Genomic DNA, 19,388 nt, shown 5'->3' on the forward strand with positions numbered 1-19,388 from the left:
GGCCCGCCGGCGGGCCCGGCTGTACAGCAGCGCGCGCAGCGTCGGCGTGTAGGAGGAGGCCACCCGGTCCAGGACGGCCGCCCCCGCGGGCGCGCCCCCCATGCCGTCCGCGCCGCCGCCCGGCGCCCGCCCCGGCGGGTACGGTTACCCGCAGCCCGCCACGCAGCGGCCCGCCGCGGCCCCGATGAGCGGCGCGCGCACCCGCTACTGGATCGAGATCAACGGCACCCGCCACCAGATCTCCCGCCCGACGCTGGTGCTGGGCCGCAGCACCGACGCCGACGTGCGGATCGACGACCCCGGCGTCTCCCGCCGGCACTGCGAGATCCGGACCGGAACGCCCTCGACGATCCAGGATCTCGGTTCCACCAACGGCATCGTGGTGGACGGGCAGCACACCACCCGCGCTACGCTCCGCGACGGCTCGCGGATCGTCGTGGGCAGCACCACCGTTATCTATAGGCAAGCCGAAGGGTGAAGCGGGGGCAATGTCAGAGCTGACCCTCACGGTCATGCGGCTGGGTTTCCTGGCCGTACTGTGGCTGTTCGTGATCGTGGCCGTGCAGGTCATCCGGAGCGACCTGTTCGGTACGCGCGTCACCCAGCGCGGATCGCGTAGGGAGGCCGCCCGGCCGCAGCAGCCGGGCCGGCAGCAGGCCCGGCAGCAGGCCGCTCCGCCACAGCAGCGCGGCCAGCAGGGCGGCGGCCGGCGTGGCCGCAACGCCCCCACCAAGCTGGTCGTGACCGAGGGCACACTGACCGGCACCACCGTCGCGCTGCAGGGCCAGACGATCACGCTGGGCCGGGCGCACGACTCCACGATCGTGCTGGACGACGACTACGCCTCCAGCCGCCATGCCAGGATCTACCCGGACCGCGACGGCCAGTGGATCATCGAGGATCTCGGCTCCACCAACGGCACCTACCTGGACCGGTCCCGGCTGACGACCCCCACACCGATCCCGCTGGGCGCGCCGATCCGCATCGGCAAGACCGCAATCGAGCTGCGGAAGTAGTACGACAATGAGCGAGCGGAGCGAGCACGCGGAAGCAGGCCACACCCAGGCCTCCGGCGCGCTCCCGACCGGAGGGTGGGCAGTGTGGCTCGACACGACCGGCTGTACCCGGAGCCGACGGGCGAGGTGCGCATGAGTCTGTCACTGCGCTTTGCCGCCGGATCGCACAAGGGCATGATCCGGGAGGGCAACGAGGACTCCGGGTACGCCGGTCCGCGCCTGCTCGCCATCGCCGACGGCATGGGCGGCCAGGCCGCGGGTGAGGTCGCCTCCTCCGAGGTGATCTCCACCCTGGTCACGCTCGACGACGACGTGCCCGGCTCCGACATCCTCACCTCCCTCGGCGCGGCCGTGCAGCGCGCCAACGACCAGCTGCGCGCCATGGTCGAGGAGGACCCCCAGCTGGAAGGCATGGGGACGACCCTCACCGCGCTGCTGTGGACCGGGCAGCGGCTCGGCCTCGTGCACGTCGGCGACTCGCGCGCGTACCTGCTCCGGGACGGCGTGCTCACCCAGATCACCCAGGACCACACCTGGGTGCAGCGGCTCGTGGACGAGGGCCGGATCACCGAGGAAGAGGCCACCACCCACCCGCAGCGCTCGCTGCTGATGCGCGCCCTCGGCAGCGGCGACCACGTCGAGCCCGACCTGTCGATCCGCGAGGTCCGGGCCGGCGACCGCTATCTGATCTGCTCCGACGGCCTGTCCGGCGTGGTCTCCCACCAGACGATGGAGGAGACCCTCGCCAGCTACCAGGGCCCGCAGGAGACCGTGCAGGAGCTGATCCAGCTCGCGCTGCGCGGCGGCGGCCCCGACAACATCACCGTCATCGTCGCCGACGTGCTCGACCTGGACACCGGGGACACCCTCGCCGGGCAGCTGTCCGACCAGCCGGTGGTGGTCGGCGCCGTCGCCGAGAACCAGCACCACCTGTCCGACAACGGCATCATGCAGACCCCGGCCGGCCGCGCCTCCCACCTGGGCCGCCAGGGCCAGGGGCACGGCGGCGGCGAGTTCGGCCCGCCCGGCTCCGGCGACACCACCGGCTACGTCCCGGCCGGCGGCTTCGGCGAGTACGCCGACGACGACCTCACCAAGCCGCGCAAGCAGCGCAGATGGCTGAAGACCTCGCTCTACGGCGCGCTCGCCCTGGCCGTCGTCGGCGGCGGCCTGTACGGCGGCTACCGCTGGACGCAGACCCAGTACTACGTCGGGGTCAAGGGCGAGCACGTGGCGCTGTACCGCGGGATCAGCCAGGACCTGGCCTGGGTGTCGTTGTCGGAGGTGGAGAAGGACCACCCCGAGATCGAACTCAAGTACCTGCCGCCGTACCAGCAGAAGCAGGTGAAGGCCACGATCGCGGAGGGCGGCCTGGAGGCGGCCCGGACGAAGGTCGAAGAGCTGGCCGTGCAGGCTTCCGCCTGCCGCAAGCAGGCCGAGCGCGAGGCCGCGCAGGAGGCGCGGAGCAACGCGAAGAACGGCCAGGACAAGAACGACCAGGACAAGACCGGCCAGGACAAGACCGGCGGTGCCGGCGGCACCGGATCCACCGGCGGCACGGGGGCCACCACCGGCACCGGCGGTACCAGCACCGGTGGCACCACCGGCACCGGCAGCACCTCTGGCATCACCACGCAGACCGCCTTCACCAAGGCCTCACCGACCCCGAACCCGTCGGCCTCGAAGACGTCACCGGCAACCCCGGCCGACCCTTCGAAGTCTCCGTCCACGACCCCGTCCGCGACCCCCAGCCCCGGCCCCACTCTCTCGGAGGATGAGCAGAAGGTCGTCTCGCTGTGCGGTAAGCAGTAGGCAAGCCGTGAGAGGCCCTGTCACACGATGAGCAGTACTACGAACTCGCCGACGCATCACACGTCCACGATCGGCGCCATCGGCGCGCCGAGCCGCCGCAACACCGAGCTGGCCCTGCTGGTCTTCGCCGTGGTCATCCCGGTGTTCGCCTACGCCAACGTGGGCCTGGCCCTCGACGGCCAGGTCCCCTCCGGGCTGCTCAGCTACGGCCTGGGCCTCGGCCTGCTGGCCGGCGTCGCCCATCTCGCCGTACGCAAGTTCGCGCCGTACGCCGACCCGCTGCTGCTGCCGCTGGCCACCCTGCTCAACGGGCTCGGGTTGGTGTGCATCTGGCGGCTGGACCAGTCCAAGCTGCTCCAGTCACTGCCCAACTTCGTCACGGCCGCACCCCGCCAGCTGCTGTACACCGCGCTGGGCATCGCGCTGTTCGTCGTGGTGCTGATCTTCCTGAAGGACCACCGCGTCCTCCAGCGCTACACCTACATCTCGATGTTCTGCGCCCTGGTGCTGCTCATCCTGCCGCTGGTGCCGGGCCTGGGCGCGAACATCTACGGCGCGAAGATCTGGATCCGGATCCCCGGCCTCGGCTCGCTCCAGCCCGGTGAGTTCGCGAAGATCGTCCTCGCCGTCTTCTTCGCCGGCTACCTCATGGTCAAGCGGGACGCCCTGGCCCTCGCCAGCCGCCGCTTCATGGGCCTGTACCTGCCGCGCGGCCGCGACCTCGGCCCGATCCTGGTCGTCTGGGCGATCTCGATCCTCATCCTGGTCTTCGAGACCGACCTCGGCACCTCGCTGCTGTTCTTCGGAATGTTCGTCATCATGCTGTACGTCGCCACCGAGCGGACCAGCTGGATCGTCTTCGGTCTGCTGATGTCCGCGGCGGGCGCCGTCGGCGTGGCGAGCTTCGAACCCCACATCCAGACCCGTGTACAGGCCTGGCTCGACCCGATGCGCGAGTACCAGCTCAGCCGCAGCGGGGCCAACGACGGCATCCTCCACTCCGAGCAGGCCATGCAGGCGCTGTGGGCCTTCGGCTCCGGCGGCACCCTCGGCACCGGCTGGGGCCAGGGCCACTCCGACCTGATCCGGTTCGCCGCCAACTCCGACTTCATCCTCGCCACCTTCGGCGAGGAGCTGGGCCTGGCCGGCGTCATGGCGATCCTGCTGATCTACGGACTGATCGTGGAGCGCGGTGTGCGCACCGCCCTCGCCGCCCGCGACCCGTTCGGCAAGCTGCTCGCCATCGGCCTGTCCGGCGCCTTCGCGCTGCAGGTCTTCGTGGTGGCCGGCGGTGTCATGGGCCTCATCCCGCTGACCGGTATGACCATGCCGTTCCTCGCGTACGGCGGTTCCTCCGTGCTGGCCAACTGGGCCCTGATCGGCATCCTCATCCGCATCAGCGACACCGCCCGCCGCCCGGCGCCCACCCCCGCCGGCAACCCCGACGCCGAGATGACCCAGGTGGTCCGCCCGTCATGAACAAGCCCCTGCGCCGGATCGCGATCTTCTGCGGCCTCCTCGTACTGACCCTGCTGCTGCGGGACAACTGGCTCCAGTACGTCAAGGCCGACAGCCTCAAGGACGACCCGAACAACCGCCGCGTGACCATCGCCCGCTACGCCACCCCGCGCGGCGACATCATCGTGGACGGCAACCCGATCACCGGGTCGACCGAGACCAGCAAGACCGGTCTGAACGACCTGAAGTACAAGCGGACCTACAAGAACGGCCCCATGTGGGCGCCGGTCACCGGCTACGCCTCGCAGGCCTTCGGCGCCACCCAGCTGGAGTCCATCGAGGACGGCATCCTCACCGGCAACGACGACCGGCTGTTCTTCCGCAAGACACTGGACATGATCACCGGCAAGGAGCAGCAGGGCGGCAACGTCGTCACCACGCTCAACGGGGCCGCGCAGAAGGCGGCGTACGACGGTCTGAAGAAGCAGGGCGGCAAGGGCGCGGTCGTCGCCCTGGAGCCCTCCACCGGCAAGATCCTGGCGCTGGCCTCCTACCCGTCGTACGACCCCTCGTCCTTCGCGGGCAACACCAACGACGACGCGGCGGCCTGGAAGAAGCTCCAGAAGAAGTACAACCCCGACGACCCGATGCTGAACCGGGCGCTGCGCGAGACCTACCCGCCGGGCTCCACCTTCAAGGTCGTCACGGCCGCCGCGGCGCTGGAGTACGGCAAGTACACCTCGGCCGACCAGCGGACCGAATCGCCGCTGCCGTGGACCATGCCGGGCACCACGACCCAGCTGAAGAACGAGGGCAACATCCCCTGCGAGAACGCGACCATGCGTGAGGCGCTGCGGGTGTCCTGCAACACCGTCTTCGGCAAGATCGGCTCCGACCTCGGCAACGACAAGATGCTCGCCGAGGCCGAGAAGTTCGGCTTCGGCTCCGAGCAGTTCGTCCCGGTCCGCTCCAGCGCCTCGGTCTTCTCCGACGACATGAACCCGTCGCAGACCGCGCTGTCCTCCATCGGCCAGTACAACACCGCCGCCACCCCGCTGCAGATGGCCATGGTGGCCTCGGCGGTCGCCAACGACGGCAAGCTGATGAAGCCGTACATGGTCGACTCGCTGGAGTCCTCCAACGTGGACACGGTCGCCACGACCGAGCCCGAGGAGCTGAGCCGGCCGCTGTCCTCGAAGAACGCGCAGATCCTGCAGGACATGATGGAGACGGTGGTCGACAAGGGCACCGGTACCCGCGCGAAGATCGACGGCGTCACGGTCGGCGGCAAGACCGGTACCGCCCAGCACGGCGTCGAGAACAGCAAGAACCCGTACGCCTGGTTCATCTCCTACGCCAAGCTGAGCGACGGCAGCTCGCCGGTCGCCGTGGCCGTGGTGATCGAGGACGAGAGCGCCAACCGCGACGACATCTCCGGCGGCGGCCTGGCCGCGCCGATCGCGAAGAACGTCATGGAGGCGGTCATCGACTCCAAGAAGTGACCGCCGCCGATCACCTGAAGTGACGCCGCTCACACCCCTTTCACATCGCCGCACGTTGCGGTACCGGTCCTGTATCGGGTTACGGGCTTGGCCAGGTCACACAGAGCGAGCCGGGTACGGTAGGCCCGGACGGCAGCCTCCGGCCGCGCACAGGGGTGCGCGGCCGAGACCGACGGAGAGGGCTGGTAGGTAGCTATGGAAGAGCCGCGTCGCCTCGGCGGCCGGTACGAGCTGGGCCAGGTGCTCGGCCGCGGTGGCATGGCGGAGGTCTACCTCGCGCATGACACCCGCCTCGGCCGCACCGTGGCGGTGAAGACGCTGCGCGCGGACCTCGCGCGCGACCCGTCCTTCCAGGCCCGGTTCCGCCGGGAGGCCCAGTCGGCCGCCTCGCTCAACCATCCCGCGATCGTCGCGGTCTACGACACGGGCGAGGACTACATCGACGGGGTCTCCATCCCGTACATCGTGATGGAGTACGTAGACGGCTCCACGCTCCGCGAACTCCTCCACTCCGGTCGCAAGCTGCTGCCCGAGCGCGCCATGGAGATGACCATCGGCATCCTCCAGGGCCTGGAGTACGCGCACCGCAACGGCATCGTCCACCGTGACATCAAGCCGGCCAACGTCATGCTGACCCGCAACGGCCAGGTCAAGGTGATGGACTTCGGCATCGCCCGCGCCATGGGCGACGCCGGCATGACCATGACGCAGACGGCCGCGGTGATCGGCACCGCCCAGTACCTCTCGCCGGAGCAGGCCAAGGGCGAGCAGGTCGACGCCCGCTCGGACCTCTACTCGACGGGCTGCCTCCTCTACGAACTGCTGACGGTACGGCCCCCCTTCGTGGGCGACTCCCCGGTGGCCGTGGCCTACCAGCATGTCCGCGAGGAGCCCCAGCCGCCGAGCGTCTTCGACCCGGAGATCACGCCGGAGATGGACGCGATCGTCCTGAAGGCGCTGGTCAAGGACCCCAATTACCGCTACCAGTCGGCCGACGAGATGCGCGCCGACATCGAGGCGTGCCTGGACGGCCAGCCGGTCGCGGCCACGGCCGCGATGGGCGCGGCGGGCTACGGCGGCTACCCCGACGACCAGCCCACGACCGCCATGCGCTCGGAGTCGGCCGCGGGCGCGACCGCCATGCTCCCGCCGATGAACCCCGACGACGGCGGCTACGGCTACGACGACCGGCCGGACCGCCGCCGCCAGCAGAAGAAGTCCAACACCTCCACGATCCTGCTGGTGGTCGCGGGCCTGCTGGTCCTGGTCGGCGCGATCCTGATCGGCAAGTGGGCGTTCAGCAGCCAGAACGCGGCCGACGACAAGGTCGCCGTGCCGTCGTTCGTGGGCCACCCGGAGAACACGGCCCGCAAGATGGCCGGCAACGTCGACCTGAAGGTGACGGTCACCAAGAAGCCCTGCGAGAACCAGGCCACGGGCAACGTCTGTTCCCAGGACCCGGAGCAGGGCGAGAAGGTCGAGAAGAACAGCACGGTCAACCTGGTGATCTCCACGGGCGCGCCCAAGGTCACCGTGCCGGACGTGCGCGGCATCCAGTTCGACCAGGCGGAGACCCAGCTCAAGGAGAAGGGCTTCGACGTCCAGAAGAAGACCCAGGTGTCCACCCAGACGCCCGGTGTCGTCATCACCCAGGACCCCGAGGGCGGGACCAGCAAGGAGAAGGGAACCACGATCACCCTCACGGTCGCCAAGGCCGAGGAGAAGGTGACCGTCCCCGACGTCACGGGCAAGTCCTGTGACGAGGCGAAGGCCGAACTGCAGTCCAAGGGCCTCGCCCCCACCTGCAACGACACCCCCACCAACGACCCCAACCAGAACGGCAAGGTCCTGTCGACCAACCCGCCGGCGGGCCAGCAGGTCTCCAAGAACACGCCCGTCGCGATCAACGTCGGCAAGGCGCAGGAACAGCAGAAGACGCAGGTCCCGGACGTCCGTGGCCGCACGGTCGCCGTGGCCAAGCAGCTGCTGAACGCCGCCGGTTTCACGAACATCCAGTTCAGCCCGGGCAGCGACAGCAGCGACACCGCGCTCGTCGCCCAGCAGGACCCGAAGCAGAACGAGCAGGTCGACGACCCGGCCGGCACCACGATCACCCTGACGACCGTGGGCTTCGGCAACGGCGGCAACGGCAACGGCAACAACGGCGGCAACGGCGGCAACGACGGCGGCGGCTTCTTCGGCGGCACGGACGGCTGACCGGGACGCCTGAGAGCACCTGGAAAGGGCCTCGGAGCACCGCTGCGGTGCTCCGAGGCCCTTCTCCATGAGGCAGCCGTTCGGGACCGGTCAGTCCCGCAGCTCCTTCGGAGGAGTGCGGTCGGCGTCGACCTTCTCCACGCGGACCAGTTCGCCCCAGACCACGTAGCGGTAGCGGGAGGTGTAGACGGGGGTGCAGGTCGTCAGGGTGATGTAGTGGCCCGGCTTCTTCTTGCCCGATTCCCTGGGGATCGGGGACAGGACCTTGACGTTGTACTTCGAGGTCTCGGGGAGGATCGAGTAGACCTTGTAGACGTACCAGTCGTCCCGGGTCTCGAAGACGATGGGGTCGCCCTTCTCCAGCTTGTCGATGCGGTGGAACTTCGCGCCGTGCCCGTCCCGGTGGGCGGCGACGGAGAAGTTGCCGTTCTTGCCGGTGGTCGGCAGCGTGGCCTTGACCGGGTCGGTGTAGTAGCCGGCGACGCCGTCGTTGAGGACGTCCGCGTCGGTGCCCTTCTCGACCAGCACCTCGCCGTCCCCCATCGCCGGCACGTGCAGGAACCCGATGCCGTCCTGCGTGTCGAGCGCCCCGGGACCGGACTCCTGCTGCTGGGCCCAGTGTTCCCGGACCTTGTCGGCCTCCCGGTCCGCCTTGCGGTCCGCTATCACGTTCGTCCACCACAGCGAGTAGACGACGAACAGGCCGAGCAGCACGCCCGCCGTGATGAGGAGTTCCCCGAAGACGCTGACCGCCAGGGCGATCCGGCCGGGGCGCCGGCGGCGCGGCGCCGGATCCGGAACCGGTTCGGACGCGTCCGTTGTCTCTTCGGTCTCGTCGGCGGTCGCTGCCACAGTTCCTCTGCCCTTACTCGCTGAGCCCTACTCGATGAGCGCGTCCGGCTTGCCCTTGCTGCGCGGGCGTTCCTGGACCATCTTGCCCCAGACGATCAACCGGTACTTGCTGGTGAACTCCGGCGTACAGGTGGTCAGGGTGATGTAGCGGCCCGGCTCGGTGAAACCGGAACCCGGCGGAACCGGGTCGAGCACGCTGGTGTTGGTCGGCGGGGTCACCGGCAGCATCGAGGCCACCTTGTACACGAAGTAGGCGTCCTGCGTCTCGACCACGATCGCGTCACCGGCCTCCAGCCGGTTGATGTACCGGAACGGCTCACCGTGCGTGTTGCGGTGTCCCGCCAGCCCGAAGTTGCCGGTCTTCGCCTCGGGCATGGCCGTCTTCAGCGGGGCCTCGCCGTAGTGCCCGACCATGCCCTTGTCGAGCACCTTCTTGTTGCTGATGCCCTCCGCGATGGGCGCCACCACGTCCAGCTTCGGGATGTGCAGGATGGCGAAGCCCTGCCCCGGCTCGAAGACGCCCGGCTTGCGCTTGCCGCTGGCCCAGTCGTCCTGGAGCTGGCTCGTCTCGCTGCCGGCCTGCGCGTGCGCGCGCACGTTCGTCCACCACAGCTGGTAGGTGACGAACAGCAGCATCAGTACGCCGGTGGTGATGAACACCTCACCGATCGCCCGGCTCGCCACGGTCGCCGGGCTCGGCTTGCGCAGCCGGGCCTGCCGCCGGGCCTCCACCCGGGTCAGGGGCCGCTGCGGGTCCCGCTCGGCCGGGGGAACCGCCGTCTCGCGGGTGTCCCGGATGTCCCGGGCACCGCCGTGCCGTCCGCCGCGCCGCTTGGCGGCCTTTCTGCGGGCCGCACGCCCGCCCGGCGCGCCCCCGGGGGCCGGGGAGGCCGACGAGGCCGCAGAGGCCCGTACGGGCGCGCCCTCCGGGCCGTACCCGCCCGACGGCGCCGGGATCCGCAGCGCCATCGTCTCGTCGTCGACGGCGGACGGTGAAGGAACCGACGGAGCCGCCGGGGCGGCCTCCGTCACCCGGGGCAGCGGCGCCGTCAGGGCGTCGTCGGTCAGCCGGGGCATCGGCGCCGTCGGCGGGTCCGCCCGGTGGGCCGCGTACGGCCGCGCACCGGCGGGGGACTCGTACGGGCTCTCGCCGCCGTACAAGTCCTCGCGCTCGGGGCGCAGCGCGGTCACGCCGTGGCCCTGCCCACCACCGGGGCGAGCCCCGCCGATCTCGCCACCGCGCCCTGGTCGCCGCACTCCGCCAGCCAGTTGGCCAGCATCCGGTGCCCGTGCTCGGTCAGCACCGACTCGGGGTGGAACTGCACGCCCTCGACCGGGAGTTCCCGGTGGCGCAGGCCCATGATGATGCCGTCGTGCGTGCGGGCGGTCACCTCCAGCTCGGCCGGGACCGTGGCCGGCTCGGCGGCCAGGGAGTGGTAGCGGGTCGCCGTGAAGGGCGAGGGCAGGCCCGCGAAGACGCCCTTGCCCTCGTGCTCGACCAGCGAGGTCTTGCCGTGCAGCAGCTCGGGCGCCCGGTCGACCACACCGCCGTACGCCACCTGCATCGACTGCATGCCGAGGCACACCCCGAAGACCGGCACCCCGGTGGCCGCGCAGTGCCGGACCATGTCCACGCACACGCCCGCCTGCTCCGGCGTCCCGGGGCCGGGCGACAGGAGCACGCCGTCGAAGCCGTCCTGGGCGTGCGAGGTCGACACCTCGTCGTTGCGCAGGACCTCGCACTCGGCACCCAGCTGGTACAGGTACTGGACGAGGTTGAAGACGAAGCTGTCGTAGTTGTCGACGACGAGAATCCGCGCACTCACTGGTTGTCCACCGTCACATCGTTGAAGGGCAGCAGCGGTTCGGCCCACGGGAAGACGTACTGGAACAGGACGTAGACCACGGCCAGGATCAGTACGAGCGAGATGAGCGCCTTCACCCACGCGTTCCCCGGCAGATGCCGCCAGATCCAGCCGTACATGCCGTCCCCTGCCGTCCCTTCCCGTTCCTTATCCCCTGCGGCACCAGACTAACGGCGCAGAGCCTTCGGTTGGCCTGTGTCCACAGGCTGGGTGGCGTCGAGATGCGCCCACACGATCAGCCGGTGGCTGTGGCCCCACTCCGGATCGCACGTCGTCAGGGTCAGATAGCGGCCGGGACGTGCGTATCCCGACGTCCGGGGCACAGGATCGATCACCGCGATGTCGGTCGGCACGGTTTTGTACGGCCCTTTGTCGATCCGATACGTGTACCAGGTGGTCCCGTCGGTCAGGACGACCGCGTCACCGGGACGCAGCCGCGGGAAGTCCTTGAAGGGGTCGCCGTGGGTACGGCGGTGGCCGGCGACCGCGAAATTGCCGGTGCCGCCGAGCCGGGCGGTGCGCGCGTAGTGCCCCAGGCCCTTCTTCAGGGTGCCGGCGCCGGTGCCCTCCAGGACCGGCTTGTGCCAGGCGGCACCGAGGCGCGGGATGTACATGACGGCGAAGGGCTCGCCGGGTTCGTACGCCTTCGGCGCGGACCGCTCGGCCGGCGGGGTGCCGCGCTGCGCCCAGTGCTGCCGCAGCGCCCGGATCTCGTCGCCCATGGCACGGTCGGCCTGCACGCCCGTCCAGAACAGCAGGTAGGCGACGAAGAGCACGATCAGGGTGCCGACGGTGATGCACAGCTCGCTGACGGTCCTCACGATCACGCGCACCGGCGGCTCCCGGACGGACGGCTACCCCACTGGCTTCGCGTAGTGCAGATCCACTGTGCCGGAGTAGCCGGGAAGAGTCACCGTCCCGTCGTCGGTGACTTTCCAGCCGAGCCCGTAGACGTTGACGTAGACCATGTAGGTCTGGATCGCCTTGCTCGCGGCGAGCGCCCGCTTCAGCCGGTCCGGGTCCCCGACCGCGGTGATCTTGTACGGCGGCGAGTAGACGCGGCCCTGGAGGATCAGGGTGTTGCCGACGCAGCGCACCGCGCTGGTGGAGATCAGCCGCTGGTCCATGACCTTGATGCCCCGGGCTCCGCCCTCCCACAGCGCGTTCACCACGGCCTGGAGGTCCTGCTGGTGGATGACCAGGTAGTCGGGCTGCGGCTCGGGGTAGCCGGGGAGCTTGGCGGTGGCGCCCGGCGGGGCGTCGTTCAGGGTGACGGTGACGGCCTTGCCGGTCAGTTCCTGGGTGCCCGCGCTCTTCTCCAGCCGGCCGAGCTTCTCGTCCTCGGCCTTGGTGCTGCCGTCGTCGCTCTCGGCGAGGGACTCCACGCTGTCCCGCAGGGTGGCGTTGGACTCGTCCAGCTCCTTGTTCTTGCGGCTGCGCTGCTGGATCAGGTCGGACAGCTTCAGCAGCGAGCTGTCCTGGCGGATGTCGGTGCCCTTGGCGGTGTTGAAGCTGGTGAAGAAGATCAGTCCGGCGAGGGCGAAGACGGCCGCCGTGAGCATCCGCACGGGCCGGAAACGAAGCCTGCGGACGGGGCCGGAGCCCGTTGCTCCCGTCCCGGGGGAGTCGGCAGAATTGCTCAACGTACCCTTATCTCCTTCGGCGCCACGGAAGCACTACGCTAACGGACGCCCGGGGGAGCACACAGAGTCGTCGCCTTGACCCCTTGTACGCTGCCCCGAGCCCGACCCAGTTACCTGCGCGGCCACGCAGCGCATCGACAGGAGAGACCCTCGTGCCGAAGTCACGTATCCGCAAGAAGGCCGACTACACGCCGCCGCCGGCGAAGCAGGCGCAGGCCATCAAGCTCACCAACCGCGCGTGGGTCGCGCCCGTCATGCTGGCCATGTTCCTGATCGGCCTGGCCTGGATCGTCGTCTTCTATGTGACCGACGGTTCGCTGCCCGTCGACAGCCTGGACAACTGGAACATCGTGGTCGGCTTCGGCTTCATCGCCGCCGGCTTCGGTGTCTCCACGCAGTGGAAGTAGCTCTGCCCACGGCTATCCACTGAGTTATCCACAGCCGACGGGCCGTTTTCCACACAGTGGGGAAAAAGAACGACGATCTGTGGATAACTCATCGGGTGTTGACGCCGGTGTGACCGGCCGACCACCCCTCAGACACCCGTTCGCCCCCTGCCCGACCTGCGGAAACACATCCGAGCGGCAGGGGGCACACTTGTGTCCGCACGGTGTGCACAAGATCGGGCACACGCTGTGGACAACGGTTCGGTATCAGCGTGTTCGGCCGCCCGGTCAGGTGAGCTGAGCGGTCCTGACCAGCACCAGGGCGAACGCCAGCACCAGGACGACGGCACAGGTGCCGTACTGCACCAGGGACCGCTTCTCGCGCGGGGCGTGGACCATCGCGTACCCGGTGACGACACCGGCGACGAGCCCGCCGATGTGCGCCTGCCACGAGATGCTCATGGCCGGGTTGAAGGTGATGATCAGGTTGATCACCAGCAGTGCGAGGACCGGCCGCATGTCGTAGTTGAGCCGGCGCATCAGCACGGCGGTGGCGCCGAAGAGACCGAAGATCGCGCCCGAGGCGCCGAGCGAGGCGGTCGTCGGGGAGGTCAGCAGATAGGTCAGCGCGCCGCCGGCCAGCCCCGAGACGAGGTAGACCGCGAGATAGCGGATCCGGCCGAGGGCGGCTTCGAGCGGGCCGCCGATCCACCACAGGCTCAGCATGTTGAAGCCGATGTGCCAGTACTCCTCGTGCGCGAACATCGACGACACGAAGCGGTACCACTCGCCGCCGGCGACACCCGAGGTCGGCTCGAACGGCTTCGGGGGCCAGGCGCCGTAGAGCACCAGGTCGTCCAGGAGGGAGGTGTCGGCCTTGATGGCGACGAACACCGCGAGGTTGATCCCGATCAGGATCTTGGTGAGCAGCCGGGGGTCGGCCGTGACCGTGCCGCCGGCGATCGTGCGCGGCCGGGACGCGGACGGCGCGTGCCCCGTACCGGAACCGCCGCGCACGCAGTCCGGGCACTGGAAGCCGACCGAGGCGCTGACCATGCAGTCGGGGCAGATCGGCCGTTCACAGCGGGTGCAGCGCACACCGGTCTCGCGGTCCGGGTGCCGGTAGCACACGGGAACGCTGCGGGCGGCGTCCTGCGCGCTCCCTGCGGCCTGGTCCATCAGATCCCCTTGGTCGTCGTATGACTGTCGTCCATGACGTGTGGTCGTCGTATGACGTGTGGTCGTCGTGTGCCCGTCGGGCGGCGTGTGCCCGGGGGCGTAGTCCGATGCCGTGGCGTCGTCCGTCCGCGTGGTGCGATGCCACTATCCTGCCCCGCTCATCTTTACGGACGAGCGGGGTGTTTGGTTCCCTACGCGGCTTTCCGGTGCGGGCGTCCTCAGCTTTCCCGTGTCTCCACGACCACCGTCTTGAGCACGACATCGACCAGCGGCCGGTCGTTGCGGCCCGTCGGCACGTTCGCGATGGCGTCCACCACCTTCCGGCCGGCCGGGTCGCTGACCTCGCCGAAGATGGTGCGCTTGCCGTTCAGCCAGGTGCTCGGCGTGACCGTGATGAAGAACTGCGAGCCGTTGGTGCCCGGGCCGGCGTTGGCCATGGCCATCAGGTACGGGGTGTCGAAGGCCAGGTCCGGATGGCACTCGTCCTCGAACCCGTAGCCGGGGCCGCCCAGGCCGTTCCCCAGCGGGTCACCGCCCTGGATCATGAATCCGCCGATGACGGAGTGGAAGACCGTGCCGTCGTAGAGCGGGTTCCTGCTCTTCTCGCCGGTGCCCGGGTGTGTCCACTCGCGTTCGCCGCGGGCCAGCTCGACGAAGTTTCTGACCGTGACCGGAGCATGGAGCGGGAAGAGCCGCACCTCGATGTCGCCGAGGGTGGTCTTCAGGGTGGCATACAGCTGCTCGGCCACGGTCCGCCTTCCGTCGTCGTCGTCCGCCGCGACACTTCGATCCTTCCACGGTCCCGTCCGCGCGTCGCCGGGCGGCCACGACTTCCGCCGGGCGGGCGGCACGCACCGGCGATTCGTGGCAGGGTCGGCAGAAGTCCCTCTGTTGCCCTGAATCATGCCGAAGGGAGCGATTCGGCACCCATATGCCCGCCCGCGCATGCCGCACCGGCCCGCGGCAGGCATGATCCGTAAAAGGGTGGAAAGTCGAAATACCGTACGCCACCGAGGAGGAGGAACCCGTGACCCGCATCGACAGCGTGCGCGCCGCGACCGGCTCGGCGAAGGACAGCGTGCTGCACGCCGCGGAAGTGGTGGCGCCCTACGCCGACACGGCCAAGGAGCGTGCCGCGTACTACGCGCAGGAGGCACGCGTACGGCTGGCGCCCGTGATGTCGGAGGCCGCCGAACAGGCCCGCGTGCAGTACGACGCCCGGCTCGCCCCTCGCCTGGAGCAGGCCCGCGCGCATGTGCCACCGAAGGTGGATTCGGCGGCGCATGAGGCCGCCGTCCGGACCCGCAAGGCCGCCCGGCAGGCGGCCGAGTACTCACGACCCAAGCTGGAGCAGGCCGTGGCCGCGACCGCTCCGGTGCGGGACGAGGCCGCCGCGCGCGGCGCCGCCGCGCTGGCCGCGCTGCGCGGTCAGGTCTCGGCGGAGGACGTCCAGAAGCTGGTCCGGCGGAATCAGCGGCGGTGCCGGACCGGCCGTACCGTGAAGCTGCTGGCGTTGCTGACCGTCGTGGCGGGCGGCGCGTTCGCGGCGTGGAAGTGGTGGGACAAGCAGGCCAACCCGGACTGGCTGGTCGAGCCGCCCGCGGCGACGGAGGTGCCCGACGGGGGCCACCTCACCTCGGTGGACGGCACCGGCGCCACTGGCCTGGACCCCGAGGTCCAGGCCAAGCAGGCCGAGGAGGACTCGGCCGACCGCGACGACCAGCCGTAGGCCCGTACCGGCCGACCTGCCGACGAGCCCCCCTGCCGCCCCGTGACTCCGGGCGGCGGGGGGCTCGTCGCTGGTCGCGCGCGGCGCGGACGGCGGCACGCTGACCGGCACCACCGCCCTCGCGCTTGCAGCTGCAACCCGGGCCGACGCCACCGGCGGCCGACGGCCGGGGAGAGGGCGGCGAAGCCGCCGTGGAGACGACGACGCCGGAGGTGGGAGCGCCGGTGGCGCCGGTCACGTCGACCATGCCCCGGGTCTTGGCGCGGGTGGCCGACGGCACCGCGTCGGGCGCGTATCCGCCGGGCGCGTGCCTGTCGTGCGGCGGCGGTGAGGACCTGGTCGGAAGCGGGCCCGTCCCTCGTACAGCGGGTCGAGCGCCTGCCGCGCCTCCGCCGGCGGAACGGCCCCGCACGCGCGGGCGGACGCCGGTGGCGACCGCGAAGTTCTGGGCCTCCGGTGCCGGCGGGGCTGCCGCGGGGAGACCCGTGACTGTCGACGCCCGCTGGAGCCGGGGACGGTGAGCCGCCCGTGCGGCACGAGCCCGTCGACCGGTTCCGCCGACGGCTCGGTGCACGCGGCCGTGGACAGGATCAGCCTGGCTCCGTCCCGTCCCCGCGGCGCCGGTCCCGGTGGCCGCGCCGTGGCGTCGGGGCAGTGCCGCGCCCCGGCTCCGTGCGGTCTCCCGCTTGTCCGCGCCGCGACCGATCGCCCCCGTAGAGGACCCCATGGCGGCGGCGCCTCCGGAGGACGTGGCCTCCGTCCGGCACAGACCCCGCGGGACGCGGGTGGGGACGGACGCGGGAACCGTCGGCGTGGTCGACCAGCCGCCGGGGTACGACAGGCCCGGGTGCCCGCCGTTCCTGGCAGTGGATGACATTCCCGCGGCGGCACGGGGGCAGTGCCCGCACGTGCTGCCGAACCGGCCGACGGCGCCCCGCTCGCCCACCTGCCACCCGCGCCCCGGCTCCGCGATCACACCGGCGACCTCGTTTTTGCCCGAGTGACCGCGAGGAGTGGTCCCGTACATGGGGAACTCCTCCTGGTGGCAGGTCAGTTGCAGCCGACATGACGCCGCCGCCGACGTCCTGGATCTCGCCTCGGGCCAGGAGGGGCCGTCGGCCAGGCGGCGGAGATCGGCGGCGAGCGGGGAGCCGGCGCTCCACACCGCCTCGAAGGGGATCTGCGCCTCGCGCCCCTCGTCCAGGAGCGGGCGGTGCGGGGCGTCGGGGGAGCTGGGCTAGGAGCCCAGGCCCAGCTTCACCCCGGTCCCCGGATCAGGTACGCAGGCGTCCGGCACGAGGATGAACTCCGTCTCGCCCGCCTCCGCCGGATCCGGGGGAGCCTCCTCGCCGGAGGCCACGGCGGCCCGGCCCGCCTCGGGGCCGACGACGATCGGCTCGACGCCGACGCCCCGGTGCTCGAAGCACGGCATCGCGGCCACGGCCGGGATCACGATATGTCGAGTCCGCCGGCGCGCAGCGCGTCGCGCGGGTTCGCATGACGGCCTCGCGCAGCACGAGGTCGCGGGGCACGGTCCCGATCAGCGTCGAGACCCCCATGCGGATCTTCTGCTCGCCGGCCCGGGTCAGCCGCCTGGCGTCCGCCGTGACGGCGTCCGGCGCGGCCAGGGCTCGGCCGGTCAGCGACAGCATCCGCTCGGGGTCGCCCCGCGCGGAGAGCGGTCGCACAGCTTCTCCCCCGGGCGCTCCTCCAGCCTGGCGATGCCGTGGGACAGCGCGGGCTGCCGTCACGCCGTAGGCCCGGGCGGCGGCACTGGACGAACCTGGTCCGGGCGACCGCCTGCGCGGAGCGGAGACCCCCGGCGTTCAGCCGTTCCGTCAGCGCTGGGCCTTGTCGTCGCCCGCGGTCGGGCAGAACCAGCGGTTCCGCGCCGCCGACAGCGACCGGTGGCGCGGACGGACCAGACGAAAAGAACCCCGCCCGACCGCGTGTGCGCAGGTCGGACGGGGTTTCCGCGGTGGAGCCTAGGGGAGTCGAACCCCTGACATCCGCCATGCAAAGACGGCGCTCTACCAACTGAGCTAAGGCCCCGGGAAGGAGCGACCGGCCGGAGGACATCGCGTTCCGTCGGGCGCCGCAGACCAGAGTACCGGGTCACCCCCCATATCCCGCAAAAAGATTGGGGGTCCCCGCGGATGACCACGCTCCGTAAGATGCTCGACGTGGTTCGCTACAGCGAACCGCGGTTTTCAGGGGAAGCGATGGGGAGACGCAATGGACGCCGCACAGCAGGAAGCCACCGCGAGAGCGCGGGAGCTGCAGCGGAACTGGTACGGGGAGCCGTTGGGGGCGCTCTTCCGTAAGCTCATCGACGATCTCGGGCTGAACCAGGCCCGGCTCGCGGCGGTCCTGGGCCTGTCCGCTCCGATGCTCTCGCAGCTGATGAGCGGCCAGCGCGCGAAGATCGGCAATCCGGCGGTGGTCCAGCGGGTGCAGCTGCTGCAGGAACTGGCCTCGCAGGTGGCGGACGGCAGCGTCAGCGCCGCCGAGGCGACCGAGCGCATGGACGAGATCAAGAAGTCGCAGGGGGGCTCCGTGCTCAACAACACCACGCAGACGACCAGCAGTTCGGGCGCGCCGACCGTCAAGCGCGTGGTCCGCGAGATCCAGTCGCTGCTGCGCTCGGTGGCCGCCGCGGGCGACATCATCGAGGCCGCGGACGCCCTCGCCCCGAGCCACCCCGAACTCGCGGAGTTCCTCCGGGTCTACGGCGCCGGCCGCACCTCCGACGCCGTCGCGCACTACCAGTCCCACCAGAACTGACGGTCCGGTGATACGGGGGGCGTGGCGCTCGCCTCGTGGGTAGGGAGTAGCGAGCGGCGGCGCCCGGGGCGCAGGGGGTTCGTCGGACCAGGGGAGGAGCGGCGGCTGCCATGGGTGAGGTCTTCGCCGGCCGGTACGAGCTGGCCGACCCGATCGGACGCGGTGGCGTGGGCGCCGTATGGCGTGCCTGGGACCATCGCCGACGGCGTTACGTGGCCGCCAAGGTCCTCCAGCAGCGCGACGCCCACTCCCTGCTCCGCTTCGTGCGCGAGCAGGCCCTGCGGATCGACCACCCGCACGTCCTCGCCCCGGCCAGCTGGGCCGCGGACGACGACCAGGTGCTGTTCACCATGGACCTGGTCGCCGGCGGCTCCCTGGTCCACCTGGTCGGCGACTACGGCCCGCTCCCGCCGGCGTACGTGTGCACCCTGCTCGACCAGCTGCTGTCCGGGCTCGCGGCCGTCCACGCGGAGGACGTCGTCCACCGGGACATCAAGCCCGCCAACCTGCTCCTCGAAGCCACCGGTACCGGCCGGCCGCGGCTGCGGCTGTCCGACTTCGGGATCGCCATGCGGCTCGGTGACCCCCGGCTGACGGAGACCAACCTCGTGGTGGGCACGCCCGGTTACCTCGCCCCCGAGCAGATCATGGGCGCCGAACCCGACTTCGCCGCCGACCTGTTCGCGGTCGGCCTGGTCGCCCTGTACCTGCTGGAGGGCGCGAAGCCCGACGCCAAGGCGCTCGTGCAGTACTTCCTGGAACACGGGACGCCCGGCCCGCCCCGGGGCGTTCCGGAACCGCTCTGGCAGGTCGTCGCCTCGCTGCTCCAGCCCGATCCCGCGGACCGTTTCCGCACGGCCACGGGGGCGCGCAAGGCGCTCGCCGCCGCCGCGGAACTCCTGCCGCAGCCCGGCCCCGACGACGAGATCATCGAGATCTTCGACC

The 19,388-nt window shown here is 70.7% G+C and carries 19 protein-coding genes, 1 tRNA gene and 1 pseudogene; 10 read left to right on the forward strand and 11 right to left on the reverse strand.

The window, feature by feature from the left end:
- The 6 genes and pseudogenes from CCN44_RS09615 to pknB form a co-directional block, all read left to right on the forward strand.
- Window positions 1-478, forward strand: a pseudogene (locus CCN44_RS09615) (FHA domain-containing protein); the annotation flags it as partial.
- A gap of 10 nt (window positions 479-488) precedes the next feature.
- The gene (locus CCN44_RS09620; protein ID WP_059250068.1) at window positions 489-1,016 is read left to right on the forward strand and encodes an FHA domain-containing protein FhaB/FipA; all 528 of its coding nucleotides are present in this window, start codon (window positions 489-491) and stop codon (window positions 1,014-1,016) included.
- Between the two features lie 132 nt (window positions 1,017-1,148).
- The gene (locus CCN44_RS09625; RefSeq protein WP_189397425.1) at window positions 1,149-2,828 is read left to right on the forward strand and encodes a Stp1/IreP family PP2C-type Ser/Thr phosphatase; all 1,680 of its coding nucleotides are present in this window, start codon (window positions 1,149-1,151) and stop codon (window positions 2,826-2,828) included.
- 27 nt (window positions 2,829-2,855) lie between these two features.
- A complete protein-coding gene (locus CCN44_RS09630; protein WP_059250067.1) occupies window positions 2,856-4,307 on the forward strand; it encodes an FtsW/RodA/SpoVE family cell cycle protein in 1,452 nt (483 codons plus the stop codon).
- On the forward strand, window positions 4,304-5,788 hold the full coding sequence (locus CCN44_RS09635) for a peptidoglycan D,D-transpeptidase FtsI family protein (protein WP_059250066.1): 1,485 nt from the start codon (window positions 4,304-4,306) through the stop codon (window positions 5,786-5,788). Before CCN44_RS09630 ends, CCN44_RS09635 begins: the two co-directional genes overlap by 4 nt.
- 195 nt (window positions 5,789-5,983) lie before the next feature.
- Complete coding sequence (pknB, locus tag CCN44_RS09645) at window positions 5,984-8,005, forward strand: Stk1 family PASTA domain-containing Ser/Thr kinase (RefSeq protein WP_086697373.1); 2,022 nt, start codon at window positions 5,984-5,986, stop codon at window positions 8,003-8,005.
- 90 nt (window positions 8,006-8,095) lie between these two features.
- Here the strand turns inward: pknB and CCN44_RS09650 are convergent, their stop codons facing one another.
- The 6 genes from CCN44_RS09650 to CCN44_RS09675 are packed head-to-tail and all read right to left on the reverse strand — an operon-like array spanning window position 8,096 to window position 12,365.
- Window positions 8,096-8,857, reverse strand: coding sequence for a class E sortase (locus CCN44_RS09650; protein ID WP_086697374.1), 762 nt, complete (start codon window positions 8,855-8,857; stop codon window positions 8,096-8,098).
- Between the two features lie 27 nt (window positions 8,858-8,884).
- The gene (locus CCN44_RS09655; RefSeq protein ID WP_237482240.1) at window positions 8,885-10,048 is read right to left on the reverse strand and encodes a class E sortase; all 1,164 of its coding nucleotides are present in this window, start codon (window positions 10,046-10,048) and stop codon (window positions 8,885-8,887) included.
- Complete coding sequence (locus tag CCN44_RS09660) at window positions 10,045-10,683, reverse strand: aminodeoxychorismate/anthranilate synthase component II (RefSeq protein WP_059250063.1); 639 nt, start codon at window positions 10,681-10,683, stop codon at window positions 10,045-10,047. Before CCN44_RS09660 ends, CCN44_RS09655 begins: the two co-directional genes overlap by 4 nt.
- A complete protein-coding gene (locus CCN44_RS09665; protein WP_030609287.1) occupies window positions 10,680-10,841 on the reverse strand; it encodes a hypothetical protein in 162 nt (53 codons plus the stop codon). Before CCN44_RS09665 ends, CCN44_RS09660 begins: the two co-directional genes overlap by 4 nt.
- 48 nt (window positions 10,842-10,889) lie before the next feature.
- The gene (locus tag CCN44_RS09670) at window positions 10,890-11,555 is read right to left on the reverse strand and encodes a class E sortase (RefSeq protein ID WP_059250062.1); all 666 of its coding nucleotides are present in this window, start codon (window positions 11,553-11,555) and stop codon (window positions 10,890-10,892) included.
- Between the two features lie 21 nt (window positions 11,556-11,576).
- Window positions 11,577-12,365, reverse strand: coding sequence for a DUF881 domain-containing protein (locus CCN44_RS09675; protein WP_059250061.1), 789 nt, complete (start codon window positions 12,363-12,365; stop codon window positions 11,577-11,579).
- Window positions 12,366-12,517: 152 nt separating this feature from the next.
- Between CCN44_RS09675 and crgA the strand changes: the two genes are divergently transcribed.
- Window positions 12,518-12,772, forward strand: coding sequence for a cell division protein CrgA (crgA, locus tag CCN44_RS09680; protein WP_059250060.1), 255 nt, complete (start codon window positions 12,518-12,520; stop codon window positions 12,770-12,772).
- 267 nt (window positions 12,773-13,039) lie between these two features.
- Here the strand turns inward: crgA and CCN44_RS09685 are convergent, their stop codons facing one another.
- The gene (locus CCN44_RS09685; RefSeq protein ID WP_059250059.1) at window positions 13,040-13,930 is read right to left on the reverse strand and encodes a rhomboid family intramembrane serine protease; all 891 of its coding nucleotides are present in this window, start codon (window positions 13,928-13,930) and stop codon (window positions 13,040-13,042) included.
- Between the two features lie 218 nt (window positions 13,931-14,148).
- Window positions 14,149-14,679 carry a peptidylprolyl isomerase gene (locus CCN44_RS09690; RefSeq protein ID WP_086697375.1) on the reverse strand — a complete coding sequence of 177 codons (531 nt, stop codon included), beginning with the start codon at window positions 14,677-14,679 and terminating at the stop codon, window positions 14,149-14,151.
- Between the two features lie 278 nt (window positions 14,680-14,957).
- On the opposite strand from CCN44_RS09690, the gene CCN44_RS09695 reads away from it, so the two are divergent.
- Window positions 14,958-15,659, forward strand: a complete 702-nt coding sequence (locus CCN44_RS09695; RefSeq protein ID WP_086697376.1) for a DUF5324 family protein — start codon at window positions 14,958-14,960, stop codon at window positions 15,657-15,659.
- Between the two features lie 1,237 nt (window positions 15,660-16,896).
- On the opposite strand, the gene CCN44_RS45995 is transcribed toward CCN44_RS09695, so the two are convergent.
- The 3 genes from CCN44_RS45995 to CCN44_RS09710 all read right to left on the reverse strand — a co-directional run bounded on the left by CCN44_RS45995 (window position 16,897) and on the right by CCN44_RS09710 (window position 17,711).
- Complete coding sequence (locus CCN44_RS45995; RefSeq protein WP_237482242.1) at window positions 16,897-17,100, reverse strand: hypothetical protein; 204 nt, start codon at window positions 17,098-17,100, stop codon at window positions 16,897-16,899.
- Between the two features lie 198 nt (window positions 17,101-17,298).
- Window positions 17,299-17,394, reverse strand: a complete 96-nt coding sequence (locus tag CCN44_RS47775; RefSeq protein ID WP_414820493.1) for a hypothetical protein — start codon at window positions 17,392-17,394, stop codon at window positions 17,299-17,301.
- A gap of 244 nt (window positions 17,395-17,638) precedes the next feature.
- A tRNA-Ala gene (locus CCN44_RS09710) sits at window positions 17,639-17,711 on the reverse strand.
- A 183-nt stretch (window positions 17,712-17,894) separates the two neighbouring features.
- Between CCN44_RS09710 and CCN44_RS09715 the strand changes: the two genes are divergently transcribed.
- Both CCN44_RS09715 and CCN44_RS09720 read left to right on the forward strand, forming a co-directional pair.
- Complete coding sequence (locus CCN44_RS09715; RefSeq protein WP_086697377.1) at window positions 17,895-18,443, forward strand: helix-turn-helix domain-containing protein; 549 nt, start codon at window positions 17,895-17,897, stop codon at window positions 18,441-18,443.
- A 110-nt stretch (window positions 18,444-18,553) separates the two neighbouring features.
- Window positions 18,554-19,388: serine/threonine-protein kinase (locus CCN44_RS09720; protein ID WP_143649660.1), on the forward strand; the 835-nt coding region annotated here is incomplete at its 3' end.

Source organism: Streptomyces tricolor, assembly GCF_002155905.1.
Classification (GTDB): Bacteria; Actinomycetota; Actinomycetes; order Streptomycetales; family Streptomycetaceae; genus Streptomyces; species Streptomyces tricolor.